The 21488-nt window shown below is 69.0% G+C and carries 21 protein-coding genes; 10 read left to right on the top strand and 11 right to left on the bottom strand.

The genetic code is table 11. From position 1 onward, the window contains the following. Positions 1 to 9 precede the first annotated feature (9 nt). Positions 10 to 1215 carry a saccharopine dehydrogenase family protein gene (locus ACODSL_RS03100; RefSeq protein WP_488899162.1) on the bottom strand — a complete coding sequence of 402 codons (1206 nt, stop codon included), beginning with the start codon at positions 1213 to 1215 and terminating at the stop codon, positions 10 to 12. Positions 1216 to 1479: 264 nt separating this feature from the next. Between ACODSL_RS03100 and ACODSL_RS03105 the strand changes: the two genes are divergently transcribed. After that, positions 1480 to 1947, top strand: coding sequence for a tRNA (cytidine(34)-2'-O)-methyltransferase (locus ACODSL_RS03105; RefSeq protein ID WP_488899163.1), 468 nt, complete (start codon positions 1480 to 1482; stop codon positions 1945 to 1947). Positions 1948 to 1953: 6 nt separating this feature from the next. Here the strand turns inward: ACODSL_RS03105 and ACODSL_RS03110 are convergent, their stop codons facing one another. Beyond that, complete coding sequence (locus ACODSL_RS03110) at positions 1954 to 3414, bottom strand: MFS transporter (protein WP_488899164.1); 1461 nt, start codon at positions 3412 to 3414, stop codon at positions 1954 to 1956. Between the two features lie 190 nt (positions 3415 to 3604). Here ACODSL_RS03110 and ACODSL_RS03115 point away from each other — a divergent pair, with 190 nt between their 5' ends. Beyond that, entirely contained in the window at positions 3605 to 4711 is a 1107-nt protein-coding gene (locus tag ACODSL_RS03115; protein ID WP_488899165.1) for an acyl-CoA dehydrogenase family protein, read from the top strand. A gap of 11 nt (positions 4712 to 4722) precedes the next feature. Continuing rightward, positions 4723 to 5916: an acyl-CoA dehydrogenase family protein gene (locus ACODSL_RS03120; protein WP_488899166.1), complete on the top strand. Its 1194-nt coding sequence runs from the start codon at positions 4723 to 4725 to the stop codon at positions 5914 to 5916. Between the two features lie 6 nt (positions 5917 to 5922). On the opposite strand, the gene ACODSL_RS03125 is transcribed toward ACODSL_RS03120, so the two are convergent. Beyond that, complete coding sequence (locus ACODSL_RS03125) at positions 5923 to 6264, bottom strand: YybH family protein (protein ID WP_488899167.1); 342 nt, start codon at positions 6262 to 6264, stop codon at positions 5923 to 5925. A 33-nt stretch (positions 6265 to 6297) separates the two neighbouring features. Next, a complete protein-coding gene (locus ACODSL_RS03130) occupies positions 6298 to 6600 on the bottom strand; it encodes an ArsR/SmtB family transcription factor (RefSeq protein WP_488899168.1) in 303 nt (100 codons plus the stop codon). 64 nt (positions 6601 to 6664) lie between these two features. Between ACODSL_RS03130 and ACODSL_RS03135 the strand changes: the two genes are divergently transcribed. Beyond that, positions 6665 to 7561, top strand: a complete 897-nt coding sequence (locus tag ACODSL_RS03135) for a PhzF family phenazine biosynthesis protein (protein WP_488899169.1) — start codon at positions 6665 to 6667, stop codon at positions 7559 to 7561. A gap of 38 nt (positions 7562 to 7599) precedes the next feature. Here ACODSL_RS03135 and ACODSL_RS03140 read toward each other — a convergent pair whose 3' ends face one another. The 3 genes from ACODSL_RS03140 to ACODSL_RS03150 are packed head-to-tail and all read right to left on the bottom strand — an operon-like array spanning position 7600 to position 11614. After that, positions 7600 to 9189: an MBL fold metallo-hydrolase RNA specificity domain-containing protein gene (locus ACODSL_RS03140; protein WP_488899170.1), complete on the bottom strand. Its 1590-nt coding sequence runs from the start codon at positions 9187 to 9189 to the stop codon at positions 7600 to 7602. Continuing rightward, positions 9186 to 10070, bottom strand: a complete 885-nt coding sequence (prs, locus tag ACODSL_RS03145; RefSeq protein WP_488899171.1) for a ribose-phosphate diphosphokinase — start codon at positions 10068 to 10070, stop codon at positions 9186 to 9188. Before prs ends, ACODSL_RS03140 begins: the two co-directional genes overlap by 4 nt. After that, positions 10067 to 11614 (bottom strand): thymidine phosphorylase family protein, encoded by a 1548-nt coding sequence (locus ACODSL_RS03150; RefSeq protein ID WP_488899172.1) that lies wholly within the window; start codon positions 11612 to 11614, stop codon positions 10067 to 10069. Before ACODSL_RS03150 ends, prs begins: the two co-directional genes overlap by 4 nt. A 165-nt stretch (positions 11615 to 11779) precedes the next feature. On the opposite strand from ACODSL_RS03150, the gene yghU reads away from it, so the two are divergent. Together yghU and ACODSL_RS03160 are read left to right on the top strand one after the other, a co-directional pair. Continuing rightward, positions 11780 to 12658 carry a glutathione-dependent disulfide-bond oxidoreductase gene (yghU, locus tag ACODSL_RS03155; protein ID WP_488899173.1) on the top strand — a complete coding sequence of 293 codons (879 nt, stop codon included), beginning with the start codon at positions 11780 to 11782 and terminating at the stop codon, positions 12656 to 12658. Positions 12659 to 12733: 75 nt separating this feature from the next. Further along, positions 12734 to 13504: an SDR family NAD(P)-dependent oxidoreductase gene (locus ACODSL_RS03160; RefSeq protein WP_488899174.1), complete on the top strand. Its 771-nt coding sequence runs from the start codon at positions 12734 to 12736 to the stop codon at positions 13502 to 13504. Positions 13505 to 13673: 169 nt separating this feature from the next. Here the strand turns inward: ACODSL_RS03160 and ACODSL_RS03165 are convergent, their stop codons facing one another. After that, the gene (locus ACODSL_RS03165; RefSeq protein WP_488899175.1) at positions 13674 to 15017 is read right to left on the bottom strand and encodes an FAD-binding oxidoreductase; all 1344 of its coding nucleotides are present in this window, start codon (positions 15015 to 15017) and stop codon (positions 13674 to 13676) included. Next, positions 15014 to 15844, bottom strand: coding sequence for a DAPG hydrolase family protein (locus tag ACODSL_RS03170; RefSeq protein ID WP_488899176.1), 831 nt, complete (start codon positions 15842 to 15844; stop codon positions 15014 to 15016). Before ACODSL_RS03170 ends, ACODSL_RS03165 begins: the two co-directional genes overlap by 4 nt. 129 nt (positions 15845 to 15973) lie before the next feature. On the opposite strand from ACODSL_RS03170, the gene ACODSL_RS03175 reads away from it, so the two are divergent. Continuing rightward, positions 15974 to 16651 (top strand): TetR/AcrR family transcriptional regulator, encoded by a 678-nt coding sequence (locus ACODSL_RS03175; RefSeq protein ID WP_488899177.1) that lies wholly within the window; start codon positions 15974 to 15976, stop codon positions 16649 to 16651. Here the strand turns inward: ACODSL_RS03175 and ACODSL_RS03180 are convergent. Next, a complete protein-coding gene (locus ACODSL_RS03180) occupies positions 16648 to 17805 on the bottom strand; it encodes a saccharopine dehydrogenase family protein (protein ID WP_488899178.1) in 1158 nt (385 codons plus the stop codon). The two genes, ACODSL_RS03175 and ACODSL_RS03180, sit on opposite strands and share 4 nt — an antisense overlap. 178 nt (positions 17806 to 17983) lie before the next feature. Here ACODSL_RS03180 and ACODSL_RS03185 point away from each other — a divergent pair, with 178 nt between their 5' ends. Genes ACODSL_RS03185 through acuI form a run of 3 tightly spaced genes read left to right on the top strand, consistent with a single transcriptional unit; the run spans position 17984 to position 20703 of the window. Beyond that, positions 17984 to 18601 carry a glutathione S-transferase family protein gene (locus tag ACODSL_RS03185; protein ID WP_488899179.1) on the top strand — a complete coding sequence of 206 codons (618 nt, stop codon included), beginning with the start codon at positions 17984 to 17986 and terminating at the stop codon, positions 18599 to 18601. A 3-nt stretch (positions 18602 to 18604) separates the two neighbouring features. Next, positions 18605 to 19675 (top strand): phosphotransferase family protein, encoded by a 1071-nt coding sequence (locus ACODSL_RS03190; protein WP_488899180.1) that lies wholly within the window; start codon positions 18605 to 18607, stop codon positions 19673 to 19675. Positions 19676 to 19716: 41 nt separating this feature from the next. Then, positions 19717 to 20703, top strand: coding sequence for an acrylyl-CoA reductase (NADPH) (gene acuI / locus ACODSL_RS03195; RefSeq protein WP_488899181.1), 987 nt, complete (start codon positions 19717 to 19719; stop codon positions 20701 to 20703). A 9-nt stretch (positions 20704 to 20712) separates the two neighbouring features. Here acuI and ACODSL_RS03200 read toward each other — a convergent pair whose 3' ends face one another. Beyond that, on the bottom strand, positions 20713 to 21486 hold the full coding sequence (locus ACODSL_RS03200) for an SDR family NAD(P)-dependent oxidoreductase (protein WP_488899182.1): 774 nt from the start codon (positions 21484 to 21486) through the stop codon (positions 20713 to 20715). Positions 21487 to 21488: the final 2 nt, after the last annotated feature.

The raw sequence follows: 21488 nt of genomic DNA on the forward strand, positions 1-21488 counted from the left end.
GGGACGCGATCAGAAGGCCAGCGGAGCGTCCAGCTCCCGGACCTGCCACGGCAATCCATGTGCGTTGAGCATGTCCATGAAGGGGTCGGGATCCAGCTGCTCCATGTTGAACACCCCCTCCCCCTTCCATCGGCCGGTGAGGATCATGGCCGCGCCGATCATCGCCGGAACGCCGGTGGTGTAGCTGACCGCCTGGTTGCCGGTCTCGGCGTAGGCGGCCTCGTGGTCGCAGACGTTGTTGACGTAGAGCGTCTTCTGCACGCCGTCCTTCACGCCCGTCGCGATCGTGCCGATGTTGGTCTTGCCCTTCGTCAGCGGCCCCAGCGAAGCGGGCTCGGGCAGCAGGGCCTTGAGAAACTCGATCGGAATGATCTCGCGGCCCTGGAACATCATCGGCTCGATGCGCGTCATGCCGATGTTTTCCAGCACTTCCAGGTGCTTGAGATAGGAGTCGCCGAAGGTCATCCAGAACCGGATGCGTTTGATCTCCGGGTAGAACTTCACCAGCGATTCCAGCTCCTCATGGTACATGAGGTACATGTTTTTCGGCCCGACCTGGTCGAAGTCGAACACCTGCTTGTGGCTCAGGGCCGGGCCCTCGATCCACTGGCCGTCCTCCCAGTGACGCGACGGCGCGGTGACTTCGCGCAGGTTGATCTCGGGATTGAAGTTGGTGGCGAAGGGCAGGCCCGTGTCGCCGCCGTTGCAGTCCAGGATGTCGAGCGTGTCGATCCGGTCCAGCAGGTGCTTGCGGGTCCAGGTCGTGAACACCGAGGTCACGCCGGGGTCGAAGCCGCTGCCCAGCAGGGCCATGAGGCCCGCGTCCCGGAAGCGGTCCTGATAGGCCCACTGCCAGCTGTATTCGAACTTCGCCTCGTCGCGCGGCTCGTAGTTGGCCGTGTCCATGTAGTGGACCCCGGCCGCTAGGCAGGCGTCCATGATGGTCAGGTCCTGATACGGCAAGGCCAGATTGACCACGAGGGCGGGCCCGACCGACCTGATCAGCGCCGTGGTCGCGGCGACGTCGTCGGCGTCGATCCGCGCCGTCCGGATGGTCACGCCCGTGCGCTGCTTCACGGACGCCGCGACCGCATCGCACTTCGACAGGGTGCGGCTCGCCAGGGTGATGTCCGAGAAGATGCCGCTGTTCATCGCCATCTTGTGGACCGCGACCGACCCGACGCCGCCGGCGCCAATAACCAATACTCTGCTCATGTAGTTCTTTCCGGCGTCGAAGAAGCCATCGCGACAAGCCCGCCAACGGACAGTGCGCCCCGATTATCATGTCGGCGGCGAAGGGAATAACCCTCAAACCAATTCGAGTGGGGCGGATCGGACCCGAAGCGCGCCATTGCGGCCCGAGCGATGCCCCCGCACCCGTCTGTTTGAAGACTCGCGGGGTTGCAAGTCGGGACACGTTGTCATTGGACTGACCGGACCACTCGCTCCGTCGTCGCCAGCTTCGAAAGTCTCGCGGACATGCCGCCAGTCAGACCGCGCCTTGCCCTGTTCCAGCCGGTGATTCCGCAGAACGTCGGCGCCTGCATCCGGCTGTCGGCCTGTTTCGGCGTCGACCTGCACGTCATCGAGCCCGTCAGCTTCCGGTTCGACGACAGCGCCATGAAGCGCGCCGCGCTGGACTACGGGCCGCTGGCGCACATGACGCGGCATGGCGACTGGGACGCTTTCCAGCGCGACAGGGCGCCGGGCCGACTGGTGTTGTTCACGACGAAGGGCGCGACGGCGCTGGACGCCTTCACCTTCAGGCCTGACGACGTGCTGCTGTTCGGCAGCGAGACGGCCGGCGCGCCGGAGGCCGTGCACGCGGCGGCCGATGCCCGCGTCGTCATCCCGCTACGGCCGGACGCCCGGTCGCTGAATCTCTCGGTCAGCGCCGGCATCGGCCTGTTCGAGGCGCTTCGCCAGACCGGGGGTCTGACGAGCTGACAGGCGTCAGGAATCGGCGGGCGGCTTCCGCCGGAGCGCCGCGGCGATCACGTCGTGGCGGGCGCGGGTGATGTCATAGGTGATGAAGATGGCCATCGAGACCAGCGACAGCAGCGCCGCGGCCGGCGCCCACATCAGGATCAGCCGGAACTGCACATCGGCCGGCAGGATCGCGCCGATCGTGTGCCCGACATCCTTGGGGAAGTGGATCAGGTCCAGCGCCACGCCGGCGACCATGACGCCGAGGCCTGTCGCGGCCTTGCCGGCGAAACCGAGACCCGAGAAATAGAGTCCCTCCCGACGACGGCCGAACAGATGCTCGTGCTCGTCAGCGGCGTCGGCCATCATCGAGGGGTAGGCCACCGAGACAAAACCCACACCGAGCCCGGCGATGAAGGAGTTGATCGCCAACGGCAGCAGGGCCGCGTCGCCGACCGGGGTGTACAGGCCCGCCAGTCGAAGAATCGGCAGCACCAGCCAGACGCCGATCAACAGCAGGAAGCCAACGATCACGACTTCCTTCTTTTCGAGCTTTCGCTGCAGCATCGGCGCGCCCATGACGCCGAGCAGGATGCCGACGAGATAGGCGTAGCCGAGCACCTGCAACAGCTCGCTCTTCAGCCGCCAGACGAAGACGTAGGCATAGTTGTTGAGGCTGGCGTTCACGCCGATGGCGACGAACACCACGACGGCCGAAAAGAACAACACCCGGAACGACCGGTTGCGGAAGATCTCCGCCATGTCGCCTGGAAGCCGGCGCCACATGGCGCCCTCGATGCGCGGCGGCTGGGGCAGTCCGGCGGCGTAGCGCCAGATGCCCAGGCAGCAGAGCGTCATGCACAGCAGCAGCAGGGCGGAGACCGACCAGCCGAAGCCGGGGTAGCCCTCGGGCCGCTGCAAGCCGCCCTTGGCGAAGAAGAAGGTGTAGCCGATCGCCAGGATGACCACCGTGGCCAAGATCCCGGCGATGGCGCGGAATACCACCACGCTGGTGCGCTCGGTGTAGTCGCTGGCCATCTCGGCCCCGAGCGCGATGTAGGGCACGTTGAACAGCGAGATGAAGCTGCGCGCGGCTACCGACATGACCGCCAGCCAGCCGAACAGGCCGGTCTGACCGAGACCCTGCGGCGGTGAGAACAGCAGGCCGATGGAGATCGCGATCAGCGGCGCGGCGAGCATCATCGGCGGAAGGCGACGACCGAACCGCGACTGGATGTTGTCGGACCAGGAACCCACGACGGGGTCGACCACAGCGTCGAAGGCCAGGCTGACCGCGAGCGCCGCGCCGACCAGGGCGCCGGACAGGCCCAGCACCGCGGAGTAGTAGAAGAAGACAAACCCGATGGCCGCGTCGAAACCACCGCTCTGGGCCGCCTGACCCAGACTGTAGGACAGTTTCACAAGCGCCGAAGGCCTTGGGCCGTGCCCGCTCTCGACCGGCGCGGCCGTGTCTTCGACGATCGACAAATCCATCCCCCCAAGGGCGTACTGCTTTTGTCGAAGGGTAACGGGCGTGCGCCTTGTGGCAATGACCGCAGCGCCGATTCCGCCTTCCGGCGTTGAGAATTCGTGTTTCCCCAGGGTGAGCGGCGACGTCGCGACCGGGCCTTGCCTTCCCCGCCGTCCGGCTGGCATTTCAGGTCACAGGGAGAACGCCATGATCACATTCGAGCTCACCGAAGAGCAGTCCATGATCCGCGACAGCCTCAAAGGCTTCGCGGCTGACGTGCTGGCGCCGGCCGCGCGCGCCATCGACGAGTCCGGCGCGATGCCCGCGGATGTGATCCGTCAGGGCTGGGACTTCGGCCTGATCGCCGCCTCCATTCCGGAGGCCTACGGCGGCGGCGGCGGCGAGCGGTCCTGCATGACCAACGCGGTGGCGCTGGAGGCGCTCGGCGGCGGTTGCGCCAGCCAGGCCGTGGCCATCATGGCGCCGGGCCAGTTCGTCGGCGCCCTGCTCGACTTCGGCACCGAGGCCCAGAAGGCCGAGCATCTGCCGCGCTTCGCCGGGACCGAGCCGGTCGCCGCCGCGGTGGCGATCCAGGAAAGTCAGTTCGGCTTCGCCGCCGGCGCGCCGCGGACCACCGCCGCCCGCAAGGGCAACGGCTGGGTGCTGAACGGCGAGAAGCGGCTGATCCCTCTGGGCGACCGGGCCGAGACCTTCCTGGTGCTGGCGGCCGAACCCGAGAACGGCGGCGCCGTCTCCGCCTTCATCGTCCCGCGCGACACGGCCGGCCTGACGGTCTCCGCCGAGAACGGGACCCAGGGCCTTAAGCCTGTCCCGAAAGGCCAGATCAAGCTGGACAGCGTCGAACTGCCCGGCTCGGCCCGCCTCGGCGGGGACGCCGGCATCGACGCCTCGCGCTTGGTCAACCAGGCCCGGGTCGGCGCCGCGGCGGTGGCGGTCGGCCTCAGCCGCCAGGCCACCGACTTCGCCATTCCATACGCCAAGGACCGTGTCGCGTTCGGCGAGCCGATCGGCAAGAAGCAGTCGATCGCCTTCATGCTGGCCGACATGCACATCGAGTGCGAGGCGATGCGCTGGATGGTCTGGAAGGCCGCCAGCCTGCTGGAACACAACGATCCGGGCGCGGCCAAGGCCAGCGTGCTGGCCCAGGACTATGTGCGGCGCAAGGCGGTGAAGATAGCTGATGACGCCCTGCAGATTTTCGGCGGCCACGGCTTCATCCGCGACCTGCCCCTCGAAATGTGGCTGCGCAACGCGCGCACCCTGACCGTCCTCGACGGTCCGGTCTCGGTTTAGGAAGAACGACCATGGCTGACTTCCGTCTCTCCGACATCGACCAGCAGATCCTCGACAAGGTCGTCGAGGTCGGCAATTCGACCGTCCAGCACACCCGCTACTACGAAGACCACGAGCACGAGGTCCCGCCAGCGCGGCTGGACGGTGAGGTCGGCTTCGAGGCGGTGTTCCCGCTGTTTGGCCAGCGCAAGCCGGACGACACGCCGCTGATGACCTTCATGATGGCGGTCAGCATCGCGCGGGGCTCCACCAACGGCGTCGTTCGGGGTCTGGGCCTCGGCATGCCCAACGGCCGCGCCGGAGGCCTCGGCAACGCGGCCCTGCAGTCGGCCGGGACGCCCGAGCAGAAGGCCAAGTGGGGCAACCTGTTCCTGGCCATGTCGATCACCGAGCCGGGCGTAGGCTCCGACACCAAGGCGATCCAGGCCACCGCCCGTCTCGACGGCGACGAATGGGTGATCAACGGAGACAAGATCTTCGTCACCGACGGCGTGCGCGCCGATGGCGCCATCGTCTGGGCGACCATCGACAAGTCGGCCGGCCGGGCCGGCATCAAGTCCTTCCTCGTGCTCAAGGACGCGCCCGGCTTCGAACTGGTGCGCCAGGAGAAGAAGCTGGGCATCCGGGCGTCGGACACCGCCGCCTACGCCTTCCGCGACTGCCGCGTTCCACGTGACGCCCTGCTGGGCGGCGACGAGACGGTCCCCAAGGACGGCGGGTCGGCCGGCTACAAGGGGGTGATGAAGACCTTCAACATGACCCGTCCGGCCGTCGCCTCCGGCGGCGTGGCGAAGGCCAAGGGCGCGCTCGAGTTCACCAAGGCCGCCATGGCGGCCGAGGGTGTCGCGGTCGACTGGAGCAAGAGCTTCAACCAGCGCAGCGCCGTCGAGCAGAAGCTGATCGAGATGGAAGCCGACACCGAGGCCGCCGCCCTGACCGTGCTGCACGCGGCCTGGCTCAGCGACGTGCGCAAGCCGAACAACCTCGAGAGCTCGATCTGCAAGGCCAAGGGCGGCGAGGTCTGCCGGACCATCCCGCAGGCGGCGATGGACGTGCTGGGCGGCATGTCCGTCAGCCACGACCATCTTGTGGAGAAGTATCTGCGCGACGGCCGGATCAGCGACATCTACGAGGGCACCGGCCAGATTCAACGGCTGATCATCGCCCGCGAGATCCTCGGCTACTCCTCCGAAGAGTTGACCTGAGGCGCGTCAGTCGTAGCAGGCGAACGACCGGACGACCTTGCCGTCGGGCCCGAATTCGAAGGTCTCGGCGGCGGTCTGTCCGCGATGGTTGCGGTAGCGGATCGTCAGGCACTCGTGCCCGGTCAGGACCTGCAGCAGCTCGAATTTGAGGGCCGGCTGGGCGTCCAGTCCGCCACGCCAGTAGGCGCGCAATGCCTCCAGCCCGACCACGCGCCCGTTGCCCACTCTCGCCTGCGCGACGGGCGACAGGAACACGATCTCTGGCGCGTAGTGCGACAGGATGCGGTCAAGGTCATGGGCGTTCCAGGCGCCCACCCACTCTTCGGCGAAGGCTCCGGGGTCGGTCATGGCATCGTCTCCAGTCAGGCTTCGTCGGGGCGATCAGAGATCACGGCCGAGCCGCTCGGCGATCGCCGCCGCCGCGTCGGCGTCTCGCCGGTAGAACGTCCACTGCTTGATCCGCTTCGCCGTCACAAGGCCGGCCGCCGTGAGAAGCCGCATGTGCTCGCTGAGCGTCGAGGGGGTGACCTGAAGCTTGTCCGCCAGGAACAGGGCGCAGACGCCGTCCTCGACCAGATCGCCATCGACCTGCGGCGGGAAATGGGCTCGGGGGTCCTTGAGCCAGGCCAGGATCTGCAGACGGCGTTCGTTGGCGAGGGCGCGGAAAATGTCGGCGGTTTCCATTTTGTTAATTTGCCAATCGACGAACTTATGTCAAGCCTGCGGCGTTCTGACTGGACTGGATGCCATGCAAGCCTACCCCTTCGAGACCGTGGACGTCTTCACCGAGCGCCGCTTTGGCGGCAACCCCCTGGCCGTCGTAACCGATGCGCGCGGCATGCCCGCCGAGGAAATGCAGGCGCTGGCGGCCGAGTTCAATTTCAGTGAAAGCACCTTCGTTCTGCCGCCGGAGGACCCGGCCAACAGCGCCCGGGTGAGGATCTTTCACCGCACGGCGGAAATGCCGTTCGCCGGACATCCGATGGTCGGCACAGCCTTTGTTCTGGCCCGCAAGGGACTGGACCGCGACGGCGTCCTTCTGTTCGAGGTCCCCGCCGGTCTCGTGCGGATCGAGATCAGTCGGAATGCCAAGAGCGAGGTGACCGGCGCAATGATCGCCGCCCCGCGGCCGCTGGAGACCGGGCGCAGCTTTGACCCGGGCCTGATCGCCGCCTGCACCGGCCTGACGACCGACGATATCGTGGTGAGCAACCACCCCCCGATCATGGCCTCGGTCGGCGTGTGGTTCGTCATCGCGGAGGTCACCGAGGACGCCCTGGGCCGCGCCGCGTCGGATATCCAGGCCTTCCGTCAGGCCTCCGGGACGTCTGCCGAGGTGAATGATCGCCTGTCGCTGCTGATCTACGCCCGCGCGGCGGACGGCGTCCGGGCCCGCATGTTCGCCCCCCTCAGCGGCACCCATGAAGACCCGGCGACGGGCAGCGCCAACAGCGCGCTGGCCGCCCTTTTGCTCTCGCTGTCAGACGCGCAGGACCTCGCCTTCACGGTCACCCAGGGGGTCGAGATGGGCCGGCCCAGCCGCCTCGACCTGACCGCGCGGCGAACCCCGGACGGGATCCGCGCGACCGTCGCCGGAACCTGCGTGCCGATGTTGCGCGGGGAAATCCTGGCGGCCGTCGTCTGACGGCCGGCACGCCCTGAGCGACCGCTGCCGTCCGGGCATCAGCCCCGCGCGGCGAGTTCTCCCCGTAGCCGGGCGATCAGGGCCTCGCGCGCCGCGGCGTCCGGCGCCGCGTCCAGCGCCTCGTCGAGCGCCATCAGGAGGCCCGCGCGGGCGTTGTGCCAGTCCAGCGCGGCGGCGGCCTCCGGCGCGATCCGGGGCGGCTCGCCCGGCGCATGCTCGGCCCGCGCCCTGTTCAACACGAAGGTCTCGTCGAGTTGCGGCGCCAGCAACTGTTCGGGCGGAAAGCCGTCGGCGGCGAGTCGCTCGCGCAGGCCCTCGACCGCGCGGGGCTCGCCGTGGGCCATGAACACCGAGCCATGGACCGGCAGACGGGCCTTCGCCCAGGCCACCAGACCGGTGGCGTCGGCGTGGCCGGAATAGGCGTCGAACATGCGGATTTCGGCCTGGACGCGGATTTCCTCGCCCTGGATCGTCACGCGCCGGGCGCCGTCGGCCAGCAGGCGGCCGAGCGTGCCGGCGGCTTGGAAGCCCGACAGCAGCACCGTCGTCTCCTTGCGCCACAGTAGCCGCTTGAGATGCTTGCGGATGCGACCGGCGTCGCACATGCCGCTGGCGGCGAGGATCACGTGCCAGCCCTTGAGCCGGTCGAGGCCGTCGCTGTCCCAGGGCTTGTCGAGATGGCGCAGTCGTTGCGACTGGCGGGCGCCCTCGAACGGGTTGCGGCCGAGGTCCTTGTTCCAGCCGCGCTCGAGGAAGACCTCGGTCGCCTCGATGGCCAGCGGGGAATCCAGGAACACGTCGCCGCCCGGCGCCTCGCCGCTGTCCATGACCTCCACCAGATCGGCCAGCAGTTCCTGGGACCGTTCCACCGCAAAGGCCGGGATCAGCAACGGGCCGCCGCGGGCGTGGGCGTCGCGCAGTTCCTGGGCCAGCGCCTTGCGACGGGTGACCGCGTCAACGACGACCCGCTCGCGGTCGCCGTAGGTCGACTCGATGATCAGGTGATCAATGCCCGAAGGCCCCTCGGGATCAGGCACGAAGGCGCTGCCGCCCGGCCCGATGTCGCCGGAGAAGAACAGCCGCATCGGCTCGCCCTCCCCTTCGACCAGCACCTCGATCGAGGCGGCGCCGAGGATGTGGCCTGCCTGCCAGTAGACGGCGGTGATCCCCGGCGCGACCGCAACGGTCTCGCCCAGCTTGACCCGCTCAAACTGGCCCATGACCCGTTCGGCGTCGCGTTCGGTGTAGATCGGCTCGACCACGGGGCGCCCGCGCTGCTCGTTGCGGCGGTTGAGGTGCTTGACCTCGGCCTCCTGGATGCCGCCGGCGTCGGCCAGCATCACCTTGCACAGGTCACGGGTGGCGGCCGTCGCGTGGATCGGCCCCTCGAAGCCCGCCAGCATCAGCTTGGGCAACAGGCCGGAGTGATCGACATGGGCGTGGGTCAGCAGCACCGCGTCGATGGAGGCAGGGTCAAACGGAAACGGATTGTAGTTCAGCGCCTTCAGGGTCTTGGACCCCTGGAACATGCCGCAGTCGATCAGCACCCGGGCCCGGTCCGTGCGCAGCTCGGCGCAAAAGCCGGTAACGCAGCCGGCCGCGCCGTGGAAGGTCAGGGTGGGGGTCATGCGGGGATCTCGCTTCGCAGAACGTCGGCCAGCCGGCCGGTCAGGTCGAGGGCATTGGTCGAATGGAGGATCGAGTCGCTGGAGACGATGCGGCGGGCGCCGGCCTCGCGCAGCCGGGCCAGCGCTTCGGCGTCAAACAGGGCGTGAGCCACGGCGACGTCGATGGACGCCGCGCCGGCCTGGCGGAGGTGGTGGATCGCCTGGACCAGGGTGCCGCCGCTGGAGCAGATGTCGTCGAGCAGCAGCGTGGCGCGGCCTGCGACCTTCGCGGTGACGTCCAGCGACAGGCGCACCTCGCGGTCGCCAAGCCGCTGCTTGTCGAAGGCTGTCCAGTCCGCGCCCAGCCGCACAGCGGCGGCCTCGACCCAGGGGCGGGACTCGCTGTCCGGGCCGACGATCAGCAGCCGCTCGCCCGTGCCGGCAAGGGCCGCCAGATCGCCGCCGATGTCGATATTGGTCGCCGGAATTCTCAGCGCCTCGGTAAGCGACGCGGTCCGGTGCAGATGGGCCTGGACCGTGACGAGGCGGTCGAATGCCCCACCCAGCCAACGGCAGATCAGATCGCGGCTCAGCGGCTGGCCGGGCGCGAAAACCGCGTCCTGACGCAGGTAGGCGAGATAGGGCGCGACCAGCACCAGTCGGGCGACGCCGGCCCGGCGCCAGGCGTCGGCGGCCTGCAGCAACGGCACCAGCCGCGTGTTCGGCTGGTTGAGCGCGCGATAGACGATGACCGTGGTCGCGCGGGTCACGGGGACGGTGGGAAGGGTCTCGCCGTCGGGAAAGGTCTTCACGTCGACGATCGCCGACGGAACGCACAGCGCCGTCGCCAGCCGCGCGACCGGCCCTTCGTCGCCGGGGAAGCCATGCACCTGAACGGTCATGGCGCGGCGACCCGGAAGCCCGACTCGGCGCCCGCGGCCTCGGCGGCGAAGGCGAAGTCGGACGGGTCGGAGGCATGGACCCGGTAGAGCGGATCGCCCTTGCGGACGACGTCGCCGATGCGGTGGAACAGGTCGATGCCGGCGCCGGCGTCGGTCGGCGCGCCGGCCAGGCGGGCGACCGTGGCGATGCGCAGGCAATCGATCGACTCCACCCGCCCGTCCCGATCGGCCGTCGCTTCCATGCCCAGTGTGCCCGGGCCGACCCGGAGTGGCGAAGCGCCCTGGGCCTCGATAATGGCGTGCATCTTCTTCAGCGCCGCGCCGGACTCCAGCAGCTCGCGCGCCCGCGCCTCGGCCATGCCGCCGGGCAGGTCGGGGTCGGCGTCGAGCACCCGGGCGGCCAGGCGGATGGCCTTTTCGCGCAGGTCGGCCGGAGCGCCGGGCTCATTGCCCAGCACGGCCATGACATCGCGCGCCTCCAGCCAGGGGCCGACGCCGCGGCCGATCGGCTGGGTCCCGTCGGTGAAGACCACCTCGATTTCCAGCCCGAGGTTGGTCGCGACATATTCGAACAGTTTGCGCAGCCGCAGCGCCGCCCGGTTGTCGCGCAGCTTCGCCGACGGCCCGATCGGCAGGTCGAGCACCAACCGGCCGACGCCGGCCGCGACCTTTTTGGACAGGATGGAGGCCACCATCTGCTCCGGCGTGTCGATCGACAGCGGCCGCTCGACCGAGATCAGCACGTCGTCGGCCGGCGACAGGTCGACCTTGCCGCCCCAGATGATGCAGCCGCCACAGCGCTCAACCACGTCATGCATCTCGTGTTCGGTGAGGTCGACGCGGGCCAGCACCTCCATGGTGTCGGCCGTGCCCGCCGGCGAGGTGATCGCGCGGGACGAGGTCTTGGGAATGGTCAGGCCATGGGCGGCGACGATCGGGGCGATGATCAGCGAGGTGCGGTTGCCGGGGATGCCGCCGATGCAGTGTTTGTCGACGACGCGGCGGCCGTTCCAGTCGAGGCGCGCGCCGGCGGCGATCATGCCGCGCGTCAGGCCAAGCGTCTCCTCCGGCGACATGAAGCGGGCGCAGGCGACGAGGAAGGCGGTGACCTCCATGTCACTCCAGCGATGGGCGGCCAGATCCAGGGCGACAGCGGCAAGGGCGGCGTCGTCCAGGGTGTGGCCGTCAACTTTCGCGCGGATGGCCGAAAGACTGTCCGGCGCGCGGGCCTGGGACACATGGATGAGGTCGCCCGGCTTGACGCCGAGGCGGCGGAACAGCGGCTCGGGCAGGCCAATCTCGTCGGGCGCCAGCAGGCCGTCGTCGCCGATCATGGTGGTGGCCAGAAGGCTGCGCCCGCCCGCCCTCAGCTCGATCCGGCGCGAACCGCGCAGGCGTTCCGGGCGCAGCACCACACTGCAGCGCGCCAGCACGGCGACGTTTTCGCGGAAACTGTCCAGACCCAGCGGCCGGGCCCTGAGAACGCCGCCGCCATCGGACGAGAGGTCGGCCTTCGCTCCATCGCCCGCATCCGGCTTGATCATGTCACCCCCGATGGGGAACCATGACGCGCGTCCGCCGTGCTGCATTGAGCGACATCAAAGGGTCGGGCGGCTTGCAGTTTTCGTCGACTAGCCAAACGCGCCCTGGTCCTCCACATGTCTTGCGACGGAACCAGCGTTCGCCAAATTCAGATCCGGAGCCACGGAATGTCCGACGCCACCCCCTACACGCCGCCCAAGGTCTGGACCTGGAACAAGGAAAACGGCGGCCGCTTCGCCAACATCAACCGGCCGATCGCCGGGCCGACGCAGGACAAGGACTTGCAGGTCGGCAAACACGCGCTCCAGCTCTATTCGCTGGCGACGCCGAACGGGGTCAAAGTCACGGTGATGCTCGAGGAACTGCTGGCCAAGGGCCACAGCGGCGCCGAGTACGACGCCTGGCTGATCAACATCAGCGCCGGAGACCAGTTCGGCAGCGGTTTCGTCTCCGCCAATCCAAACTCGAAGATCCCGGCCATGGTCGACCACAGCGATCCGGCCAAGCCCATCCGCATCTTCGAGTCCGGCGCGATCCTGATCCATCTGGCCGAGAAGTTCGGTGAGTTCCTGCCGACCGATCCCGCCGCGCGGGCCGAGACCCTGTCCTGGCTGATGTGGCAGATGGGCAGCGCGCCCTACCTCGGCGGCGGCTTCGGCCACTTCTACGCCTACGCGCCGTTCAAGATCGAATACGCCATCGACCGCTTCGCCATGGAGGTGAAGCGCCAGCTGGACGTGCTTGACCGTCGTCTGGCCGAGAGCGAATACCTGGCCGGGCCGGACTACACGATCGCCGACATGGCGGTCTGGCCCTGGTACGGCGCCCTGGCCAAGGGGCTGGTCTACGAGGCCGGCGAGTTCCTGCAGGTGCAGGACTACAGACACGTCCAGCGCTGGACCGACCAGATCGCCCAGCGCCCGGCCGTGAAGCGCGGCCGGATGGTCAACCGGGTGATGGGCGATCCCGCCAGCTGTCTGCCCGAGCGCCACGACGCCGGCGACTTCGACACCAAGACCATGGACAAGGTCGCCAAGGCCGGCTGACCGGCCGCGCGCCGACTTCTTTCACAGCAAGCGAGGGCCGCGCCATGAGCGTTGCCCCGACATCAGGGACGACCCATGGATCTGCAGCTCAAGGGCAAGAACGCCGTCATCCTCGGCGGCACGCGCGGCATCGGCCGGGCGATCGCCGAGACCCTCGCCGCGGAGGGGGCCAATGTCGCCGTCTGCGCGCGCAACGCCGAACAGGTGGCCGAGGCCGTGACGGCGCTGGGCGCGACCGGCGTGAAGGCGCTCGGCGCTTCGGTCGACATCATGGACGGACCGGCGCTGAAAGCCTGGATCGCGGCCGCCGGTGAGGAGCTGGGCGGCATCGACATCCTGGTGTCCAACGCCGGGGCCATGGCCCAGGGCGCCGACCCCGGCGCCTGGACCCAGAACTTCCAGCTCGACGTGCTGGGCATGGTCAACGCCTTCGACGCGGCCAAGCCGTTCCTGCTGAAGTCGGCCGAGACGCATGGCGACGCCTCGTTCGTGATCATCGCCTCTGTCTCGGCGGCCGAGACCGACGCGGCCAGTTCCTACGGTCCGATCAAGGCGGCGCTGATCCACTTCGCCAAGGGGCTGGCGCGCCAGTACGCGCCCAAGCACCTGCGCACCAACGTCGTCTCGCCCGGCACCGTCTATTTCGAGGGCGGCGTCTGGCACATGGTCGAGAAGAACGCGCCCGAGATGTTCAAGGGCGCCCTGGCGCGCAACCCGATGGGCCGGATGGCGACGCCGCAGGACATCGCCAACGCGGCGGTGTTCCTCAGCAGCCCGCTGTCGAGCTTCACCAGCGGCATCAACATGCTGGTCGATGGCGCGATCAGCCGGCGGGTGAACTTCTAGGGTCGTCACGAGATCCTCCCCGCTGGGGGAGGTGGACCGGCCCCCGGGTCGCGCAATCCGCGCGACCGAGGCTGAACTCCGCCGGGACGGAGGGGGTCCGCCCGAATTTCGGATGACCCCCTCAGTCAGCCCTGCGGGCTGACAGCTCCCCCAGAGGGGAGCATCCAGACTAGTTCGCCCGGCCCATCCAGGGGTGGAAGCGGCCGTCGGGGTCCCAGACGGCGCGGATCTGGTCCAGGCGTTTCATGTTGGCGTCCGACAGGAAGCGGTCCGGCCGGCGCGCAAGGTTCTCGTCGGCCAGCTGGATGCCGCGGCTGTGGGCTGACAGCGCCTGCATGTGGCGGGTCGCCCAGTCACCGTGGGCCGCCTCGTCGGACGACTTCCGCAGGCCGCCGTAGAGCGCCAGGTAGGTGCGCGCCTCGACCGAGAAGGCCATGTCCGGCCGGCTGGCGGGCGGGTTCCAGTTAAGCCAGAGCGCGTGGCTCGGGGCCGGCGGCTGGCTGTCGGCGATAGCGCGCAGCGCGGGCAGCAGGGGCCCGATCGGCTCGTCCATCCACATGTTGTCGGCCTGCCAGCGGGTGTTCGGCAGGAACAGCGTCTTCTCGCCGGTCTTCATCATCCGCCCCAGCGACAGCGGGATCAGAGGCAGGGTCAGGCTGGCCTTGCGGGCGATCGGGTCGGACGTCATGAAGCGCACCGCCTCGAGCGCCTCCTTGCGGCTGTCGGCCATGACCGGCGCGAACACCTCCAGGCCCGGCGCGAAGATGCCCATGGCCTTGCGGTTCATGACCATCTGGAACTCGACGCTGGGCGACACCGACGGCCCGACGCGGTCGGCCCAGGTGAACACCTCTTCCAGATGCTTCATGCGGAATACCTGCAGTTTCAGGCCGGTGAACTTCGGCCGGGCGTGCAGCCTGAGGTGAAAGCGCACCACGACGCCGGAAAAGCCAGGGCCCGACCCTCGGGCCGCCCAGAACAGGTCGGCGTTCTCGGTCTCACTGGCGTGCACGACCCGGCCGTCAGCGAGGACCACGTCGATGCCGATGACGTTCTCGCAGCCGAGGCCCATGCGGCGGCTGTTCCAGCCGAAACCGCCCTGCAGCAGGAAGCCGCCGATCCCGACGGTCCAGGCGTGGGCGACGGGGAAGAACAGGCCGGCCTTCGCCACGGCCGCATCGACGTCGCCGCAGTGGGCGCCGGGTCCGACCGTGGCCGTGCGGGCGACAGTGTCGACGGTGATGGCGTTCAGCCGCGCGACGTCGATCAGCAGACCGTCCTCGCGAATGTGGTTCTGGGCCCAGCTGTGGCCGCCCGAGCAGATGCTGACCTTGCGGCCTTCACGGCGCGCCCGGCTGACCGCCGCCACGACGTCCAGCACGTCATTGGCCTGAACCACCACGGCCGGGCGACGCCCCGGGTCGCGGGCGTTAAAGCTGGTGCCGAGCACGGCGGCGTCAAAGCCCGGCGCGCCGCGCTCAAGGGTCACACCCGTCTTGCCGGAGAATTTCATGCGGAGGCTCCGGGGCCGAAGGCGGCGTGAAGGTCGGGGAGGATCGTCGCCAGGTGGCTCATCTCCTGGGCGCAGTGGACCAGCAGGTCGGCGGCCTGCGCCGGCGGCAGCGGCGACAGACGGCTGGCCGCGCGGCCAAGCACGGCGCCAACCGGGCCCGGCATGCCGCGCGGGCGGACGTTCTCGCCGCCGAGCCAGAAGCGGGAGCGCATCTCCGCGCCGCCCGGGACGGGCCGGACATGGTGGATCAGCCAGCCGGTCTCGACCGGCGTCCCGGCGATGCCGCCGCGGGCGCAGATGGCCACCGCTCCGTCCCTGGCCAGACGGCCCTCGTCGAGGCCCAGGCTGGCCGGCGGCACGAAGCGGATGGTCAGGGCCATGCGGCCGGCGCCGACGTATTCGACGACGTTGGAGGTCCTGCCGATGTAGTGGGTCAGGTCGTCGCGACCGTCCGACCAGGCGACGTGCACATGGGCCTTCGGATGCCAGAGCTTGTAGCGTTCGGCATGGCTGCCGTGCCAGGCGAACCACCAGTCCCACATGGCCGGCGTGACGCCCGGCATCGGCGTGCGGACGAACACCCGGGCCGACCCGTCAGGCGCGACCGTGTAGCCGGTCTCCACCGGCCTGTCGCCCTCGTCCAGCAGGTCCCCTGCCCGCGCGACGGGCGGCAGCAGTTCGTGGGCCACCGGACCCGTCGCCAGGGCTTCGCGGACATGGGCCGACAGCGGCGCCATGTCGGGCCGGAAGAACCTGGCGGTCGGACTGCGCGCGAGGTCAGCGGCGCTGTAGCCGAGATAGAGGTCTTTTTCGGGGACGGATGGCATCGGCGTCTCACGTGAGCGGACACCGCCGGGGCCCGGCGATGTCCTGTTATTGGGAATATTCCCAAAAATGGGATATCTGTCAATTATTGAAGACGCCGCTATGATCCCGGCCGTAGAGGAGTCGCCGATTTGACCGCGCAGGGCCTGTTCGGAACCGAAGCCAGCAATCTCGGCAAGAGCGCGCGCACCCGCGCCCGGCTGATGGATGCGGCGGTGCGACTGTTCGCGCGGGACGGATTCGAGGCCGCTTCCGTCAACGAGATCGCGCGGCTCGCCGGTGTCGTGAACGGCACCTTCTATGTCCACTTCCGCGACAAGGACGAGATCGCCGCCGCCGTGGCCCTGGCGATCGGGCAGAATGTCGTGCGTCAGCTGGACGAGGCGATGGCCGGCATCGAGGACGCCGTCGAGCGGTCGAGCCTGGCGACGCGTCGGTTCATTGACCTGGGCGCCAGCGAGCCGGACTGGGGCGCGGCTCTCGTGCGGGCGGTGCTGACGTTCCGCGACCTGCGCCACACCATGATCGCCTACCTGCGGGCCGACCTGCAGCGCGGCGTCGACCAGGGCGTGTTCACGGTCGAGATCGACGACCTGCTTGTCGATACCTTCGCCTCAATGACCATGGGGGCGCTGGCCGGCCGGCTGCGGGGCGACTTCGGTCCCGACGCCGGGGCGCGGGTGTCGGAGCTGCAGCTGCGCATGCTCGGCGTGCCGGCCGGCCGGGCGCGGGAGGTCAACAGCCGTAATATCCCGGCCCTGACCCTTGAACTCGCGCCCCTGCCGAAGGGACTTGCGAAGGCCGGCTAGGCCGTCTCGTCCTTGAAGGTCAGGCCGGCGTTGGCGGCGAGGCGGTCGACCAGCGTCTGCCCCAGCGCCGCGCCCGGGACCCAGATTCCGCCCGGTACGTCGGCGCGGTCCTTGACCAGGCAGATGGCCGTCTCGGCGATGATCTTGGACGTCGAGCCGTAGCCCGGGTCCTTGTCGCCATAGACCGACCCGCGCACCTGCCTGCCGTCGGCGTCGATGCCGATGAACAGCAGGTCGTAGAAGCCGGCCTCACGGTCTTCCTTGCTCGGCCCCTCGCCCGGTTTGGGCGCACCCGCGCCGCCCATGCCGGTGAACTCGGTCGGGGCGCCGGGAATGACGACGGCCATCTCGTCGTAGACGAAGTCCGCGCCGTAAGCCGTGCCCTGCAGGACGTTCGAGCGGTGCACGTTCTTGGTGTTGATCGTCGCCATCATGAACGGCCCGACTTCCTGACCGAGGTCCGGGTCGACGTGCGTGTCCATGCCGGTCGGCTGGGCCGGACCCGTGAAACCGGGGGTCAGGGCGAACGGGTTGAACATCAACATGCCGAGCGCCGGGTTCTTCTGGATCGCAGCCATCGTCGCGGCCCCGCTGGCCGCGGTGCCGCCCGACAGGCCGCCGCGCATCGACCGGACCCGGCCCTTGATACGCGAAACCGGGTGGCCCAGCCGCTGGCGGGCGATGGCCTGGGTGAAGAAGACCCCGAGTTCGAACGGGATCGAGTCGAAGCCGCAGGAGAACAGGATTCGAGCGCCGGAGGCTTTCGCCGCCGCCTCATGCGCCCCGATCATCTCGGCCATCCAGTTCGGCTCGCCCGACAGATCCAGATAGTCCGTTCCAGCGGCCGCGCAGGCGGCCACGAGGTCGGAGCCGTACAGTTGATAGGGGCCGACCGTGGTCAGGATGGCCTTCGCGCGGCCGACCATCGCGCGCAGCGAGTCCGGATCAGCGGCGTCGGCGACGATCAGCGGCGTATTGGCCGGAGCGCCGATCGCGTCGCGCACCTCAACAAGCTTGTCGGCGCTGCGACCGGCCATGGCCCAGGTCACCGCCCCGCCCACGCCGTACTTGCCGGCGAGGTACTCGGCCACGAGGCGTCCGGTGAAGCCGGTCGCGCCATAGACGATGATGTCGAATTCAGCCTTGGGGTTCATGGCGCAGCTCCTGTTCGCGGCGCGCACCCTTGCCTGACATACGGCGTAAATCCAGAGGTGATCGCAGCGGGCGCGGGTGAAATTTCAGCACGCCGTTTACGTGGGGTCCGGCTTGACGACCCCGCCCCCTGACCGGTCAAGTCACGGCAAAATCAGAAACGCCCAGAGGAAGCCGCTCATGAAGCTCTACAACTCCGTCGGCCCCAACCCGCACGTCGTGCGCATGTTCGCGGCCGAAAAGGGTCTGACCCTGCCGACGGTCGAAATTGACCTGATGGGCGGCGAGAACCGCCAACCGGACTATCAGGGCAAGGTCAATCCGGCCGGCCAGACGCCGGCTCTGGTGCTCGAGGACGGCCAGATCATCACCGAGATCACGGTCATCTGCGAATACCTCGAGGAAAAGCACCCCTCCCCGGTCCTGATCGGCGCGACGCCGGAAGAGCGGGCCGAGACCCGCATGTGGACCCGGCGCATCGACCTGAACATCTGTGAGCCGCTGACCACCGGCTTCCGCGCCTCTGAAGGCCGGGGCCTGTTCGCGCCGCGCATGAAGCTGGTCGGGCTGGAGGGCGCGGCCGAGTTGAAGGCTATCGCGAAGGACAAGATCCTGTGGCTCGACGGGCTCATGGGCGACAACCAGTTCGTCTGCGGCGACCGGTTCAGCCTGGCCGACATCCTGCTGTTCGTGTTCCTCGGCTTCGGCGCCCAGGTGGGCCAGCCGATCCCGGATGAGGCGACCTGGGTGAAGGCCTGGTTCGCGCGCATCGCCGCCCGGCCATCCGCGGCGGCCTGATCCATGGGCAGTCCCGCCGCGCCGGAGCCTGCCTGGTCGGGGATGGTCGATCTGGCCGTCCTCGAAGGCTGGATGGACGGTCAGGGCCTCGGCGCCGGCCCGATCGAACAGGCGCAGGCGCTTGCGGGCGGGACGCAGAATCTGCTGCTGAAATTCGAGCGGGCCGGCCGGCCCTATGTGCTGCGCCGGCCGCCGCGGCACCTGCGCGACAATTCCAACGAGACCATGCGACGCGAGGCGCGGATGCTGGCGGCGCTGGCCGGCTCCGACGTGCCGCATCCCGGCCTGATCGCCGCCTGTCCGGACGAGACCCTGATCGGCGCGGCCTTCTACCTGATGGAGCCGATCGACGGCTTCAACCCGACCACCGGCCTGCCGCCCTTCCACGCGGGCGATCCGGCCGTGCGACGACGTATGGGGCTGGCAATGGTCGAGGGCATCGCGTCCCTCGGCGACATCGACCATGTGGCGGTGGGCCTGGCCGACTTCGGCAAGCCGGCCAACTACCTTGAGCGGCAGGTTGCACGCTGGCGGTCGCAGCTCGACAGCTACGCGGCCTTCGCCGAATGGCCCGGGCCGTCGGCCATTCCCGGTGTCGAGATCGTCGGGAAGTGGTTGGAAGAGCACCGGCCGCCGAGCTTCCAGCCCGGTATCCTGCACGGCGACTACCACCTGTCGAACGTGCTGTTCCGGCCCGACAGCCCCGAACTGGCGGCGATCGTCGACTGGGAACTGACGACGATCGGCGACCCGCTGCTCGACCTCGGCTGGCTGATGGCCACCTGGCCGGATGAAGGCCCTGCCGCCGGTGCGGTCGGCGTCACGCCGTGGGACGGTTTCCCGACCCGCGCCGAGTTGGTCGCGCACTATCGGCCGCGCACGTCCCGCGACCTCGCCCACCTCGACTGGTACGCGGTGCTGGCCTGCTACAAGCTGGGCATTATCCTGGAAGGCACCCACGCCCGGGCCTGCGCCGGCAAGGCGCCCAAGGCCACCGGAGACCGGCTTCACGCGAGCACCGTCGGCCTGTTCGAACGCGCCCTGCTGTGGGTCAACCGCGGCCTGGGCGTATGACGATCTCCCTCTTCCTCCCCTCCTGCTGACCGGACCTGATCATGACCTTCAAGGCGCTGCTCGCGACCCGCGTTGACCGTGCGGTCTCCGTTGATCTCATCGACATGGCCAAAGACCAGCTGATGGCCGGCGATGTCAGCATCGACGTCGACTTCTCGACGGTGAACTACAAGGACGGGCTGGCGCTGGCCGGGCGACCGGGCGTGATCCAGACCTACCCCCTCGTGCCCGGCATCGACCTGGCCGGCACGGTCACAGCCTCGTCCCATGCCGGCTACGCCGTTGGCGACAGAGTGGTGCTGAACGGCTGGGGCCTGAGCCAGACCCACCACGGCGGCTATGCCCAGAAGGCGCGGGTCAACGGCGACTGGCTGGTGAAACTCCCGGACAGCATCAGCACCCGTGACGCCATGGCCATCGGCACCGCCGGCTACACCGCCATGCTCGCCATCCTGGCCCTGGAGCACAACGGGATCACGCCGGACCGGGGTGCCGTGCTCGTCACCGGCGCCGGCGGCGGCGTGGGTTCGGTGGCGATCCTGATCCTGTCGCGACTGGGCTACCGCGTGATCGCCTCCACCGGCCGCCCGGAAGAAGCTCCCTACCTGACGGCCCTGGGCGCCGCCGAGATCGTCGACCGCAAAACGCTGTCCGAAGCCGGCCCGCCGATCGCCGCGCCGAAGTGGATCGGCGCCGTGGACTCCGTCGGATCCTTCACGCTGGCCAACGTCCTCGCGCAGACTGACTACCGCGGCGCCGTAGCCGCCTGCGGCCTGGCCCAGGGTGTCGATCTTCCCGGCTCGGTGTTTCCGTTCATCCTGCGCAACGTGACCCTGGCCGGCATCGACTCGGTCAATGCGCCCTTCGAGGCCCGCGCCCGGGCCTGGGCGCGGCTGGCGACCGATCTGGATCTGACGAAGCTGGCGACGACCGTAACGCAGGTCGGCCTGGCGGAGGTCCCCGCTGTCGGCCGCGCCATTCTCGAAGGCAAGGTGCGCGGCCGGACCGTGGTGGATGTGAACGGGTAAGAAAGACCCCTACCGCCCGCTCTGGCCGTCATCGACGCGGATGCACGACCCGGTCACGAAGTCAGAGGCCGGCGAAACGAGGAACAGCAGTGCGCTGTCCAGCTGCGCGGGATCGCCGAGGCGTTTGCGCGGGAAGTGCTGGCTGATGTCGCCGACGCGCGAGAGCATGCCGTCCATCATCTCGGAGGCGAAGGCGCCGGGCGCGATGGCGTTGACGTTGATGTTGGCGCTGGACCATTCGACGGCCAGGGCCTCGGTCATGCGCACCACCGCTGACTTGGTGATCGCATAGAGGGCCGCGCCGTTGCCGTTGTACTGGAAGGCGGCGACCGAGGCGATGTTGACGATCCGGCCTGGCTTTTTCGCCGCGATCAGACGCCGGGCGACTTCGCAGCAGAGGATGTAGGGCGCGCGCAGGTTCACGCCGATGACCCGGTCGATCAGGTCGACGGACATCTTGGTCGCCCTCTGGGCGTCGGGGATGCCGGCGTTGTTGACCAGGATGGTCACCGTGCCGAAGGCCTCTTCCGCCTTGCCGACGACGGCCAGCAGCTGGTCGGCGTTTGTCACATCCAGCTCCAGCGCGAGGGCCTCGCCGCCATCGGCTCGGATCTCGGCGGCCAGGGCTTCCAGCCGGTCGAGCCGACGGGCGGTCAGCACGACCTTGGCGCCGCACCTGGCGAGGGTCTTCGCGAACCGCACCCCGAGGCCCGAGGAGGTGCCGGTGACGAGGGCTACCTGGCCGGTCAGGTCGGTGGAGACGTTGGGGATCGGGTAGGTCATGG

Source organism: Caulobacter sp. FG121 (genome assembly GCF_057809815.1).

Excerpts from the sequence above, each read along its gene's own strand:
- ACODSL_RS03100 (WP_488899162.1), bottom strand. The coding sequence starts at position 1,215 with ATGAGCAGAGTATTGGTTATTGGCGCCGGCGGCGTCGGGTCGGTCGCG.
- ACODSL_RS03105 (WP_488899163.1), top strand. The coding sequence starts at position 1,480 with ATGCCGCCAGTCAGACCGCGCCTTGCCCTGTTCCAGCCGGTGATTCCG.
- ACODSL_RS03115 (WP_488899165.1), top strand. The coding sequence starts at position 3,605 with ATGATCACATTCGAGCTCACCGAAGAGCAGTCCATGATCCGCGACAGC.
- ACODSL_RS03120 (WP_488899166.1), top strand. The coding sequence starts at position 4,723 with ATGGCTGACTTCCGTCTCTCCGACATCGACCAGCAGATCCTCGACAAG.
- ACODSL_RS03125 (WP_488899167.1), bottom strand. The coding sequence starts at position 6,264 with ATGACCGACCCCGGAGCCTTCGCCGAAGAGTGGGTGGGCGCCTGGAAC.
- ACODSL_RS03130 (WP_488899168.1), bottom strand. The coding sequence starts at position 6,600 with ATGGAAACCGCCGACATTTTCCGCGCCCTCGCCAACGAACGCCGTCTG.
- ACODSL_RS03135 (WP_488899169.1), top strand. The coding sequence starts at position 6,665 with ATGCAAGCCTACCCCTTCGAGACCGTGGACGTCTTCACCGAGCGCCGC.
- ACODSL_RS03140 (WP_488899170.1), bottom strand. The coding sequence starts at position 9,189 with ATGACCCCCACCCTGACCTTCCACGGCGCGGCCGGCTGCGTTACCGGC.
- prs (WP_488899171.1), bottom strand. The coding sequence starts at position 10,070 with ATGACCGTTCAGGTGCATGGCTTCCCCGGCGACGAAGGGCCGGTCGCG.
- ACODSL_RS03150 (WP_488899172.1), bottom strand. The coding sequence starts at position 11,614 with ATGATCAAGCCGGATGCGGGCGATGGAGCGAAGGCCGACCTCTCGTCC.
- yghU (WP_488899173.1), top strand. The coding sequence starts at position 11,780 with ATGTCCGACGCCACCCCCTACACGCCGCCCAAGGTCTGGACCTGGAAC.
- ACODSL_RS03160 (WP_488899174.1), top strand. The coding sequence starts at position 12,734 with ATGGATCTGCAGCTCAAGGGCAAGAACGCCGTCATCCTCGGCGGCACG.
- ACODSL_RS03165 (WP_488899175.1), bottom strand. The coding sequence starts at position 15,017 with ATGAAATTCTCCGGCAAGACGGGTGTGACCCTTGAGCGCGGCGCGCCG.
- ACODSL_RS03170 (WP_488899176.1), bottom strand. The coding sequence starts at position 15,844 with ATGCCATCCGTCCCCGAAAAAGACCTCTATCTCGGCTACAGCGCCGCT.
- ACODSL_RS03180 (WP_488899178.1), bottom strand. The coding sequence starts at position 17,805 with ATGAACCCCAAGGCTGAATTCGACATCATCGTCTATGGCGCGACCGGC.
- ACODSL_RS03185 (WP_488899179.1), top strand. The coding sequence starts at position 17,984 with ATGAAGCTCTACAACTCCGTCGGCCCCAACCCGCACGTCGTGCGCATG.
- ACODSL_RS03190 (WP_488899180.1), top strand. The coding sequence starts at position 18,605 with ATGGGCAGTCCCGCCGCGCCGGAGCCTGCCTGGTCGGGGATGGTCGAT.
- acuI (WP_488899181.1), top strand. The coding sequence starts at position 19,717 with ATGACCTTCAAGGCGCTGCTCGCGACCCGCGTTGACCGTGCGGTCTCC.
- ACODSL_RS03200 (WP_488899182.1), bottom strand. The coding sequence starts at position 21,486 with ATGACCTACCCGATCCCCAACGTCTCCACCGACCTGACCGGCCAGGTA.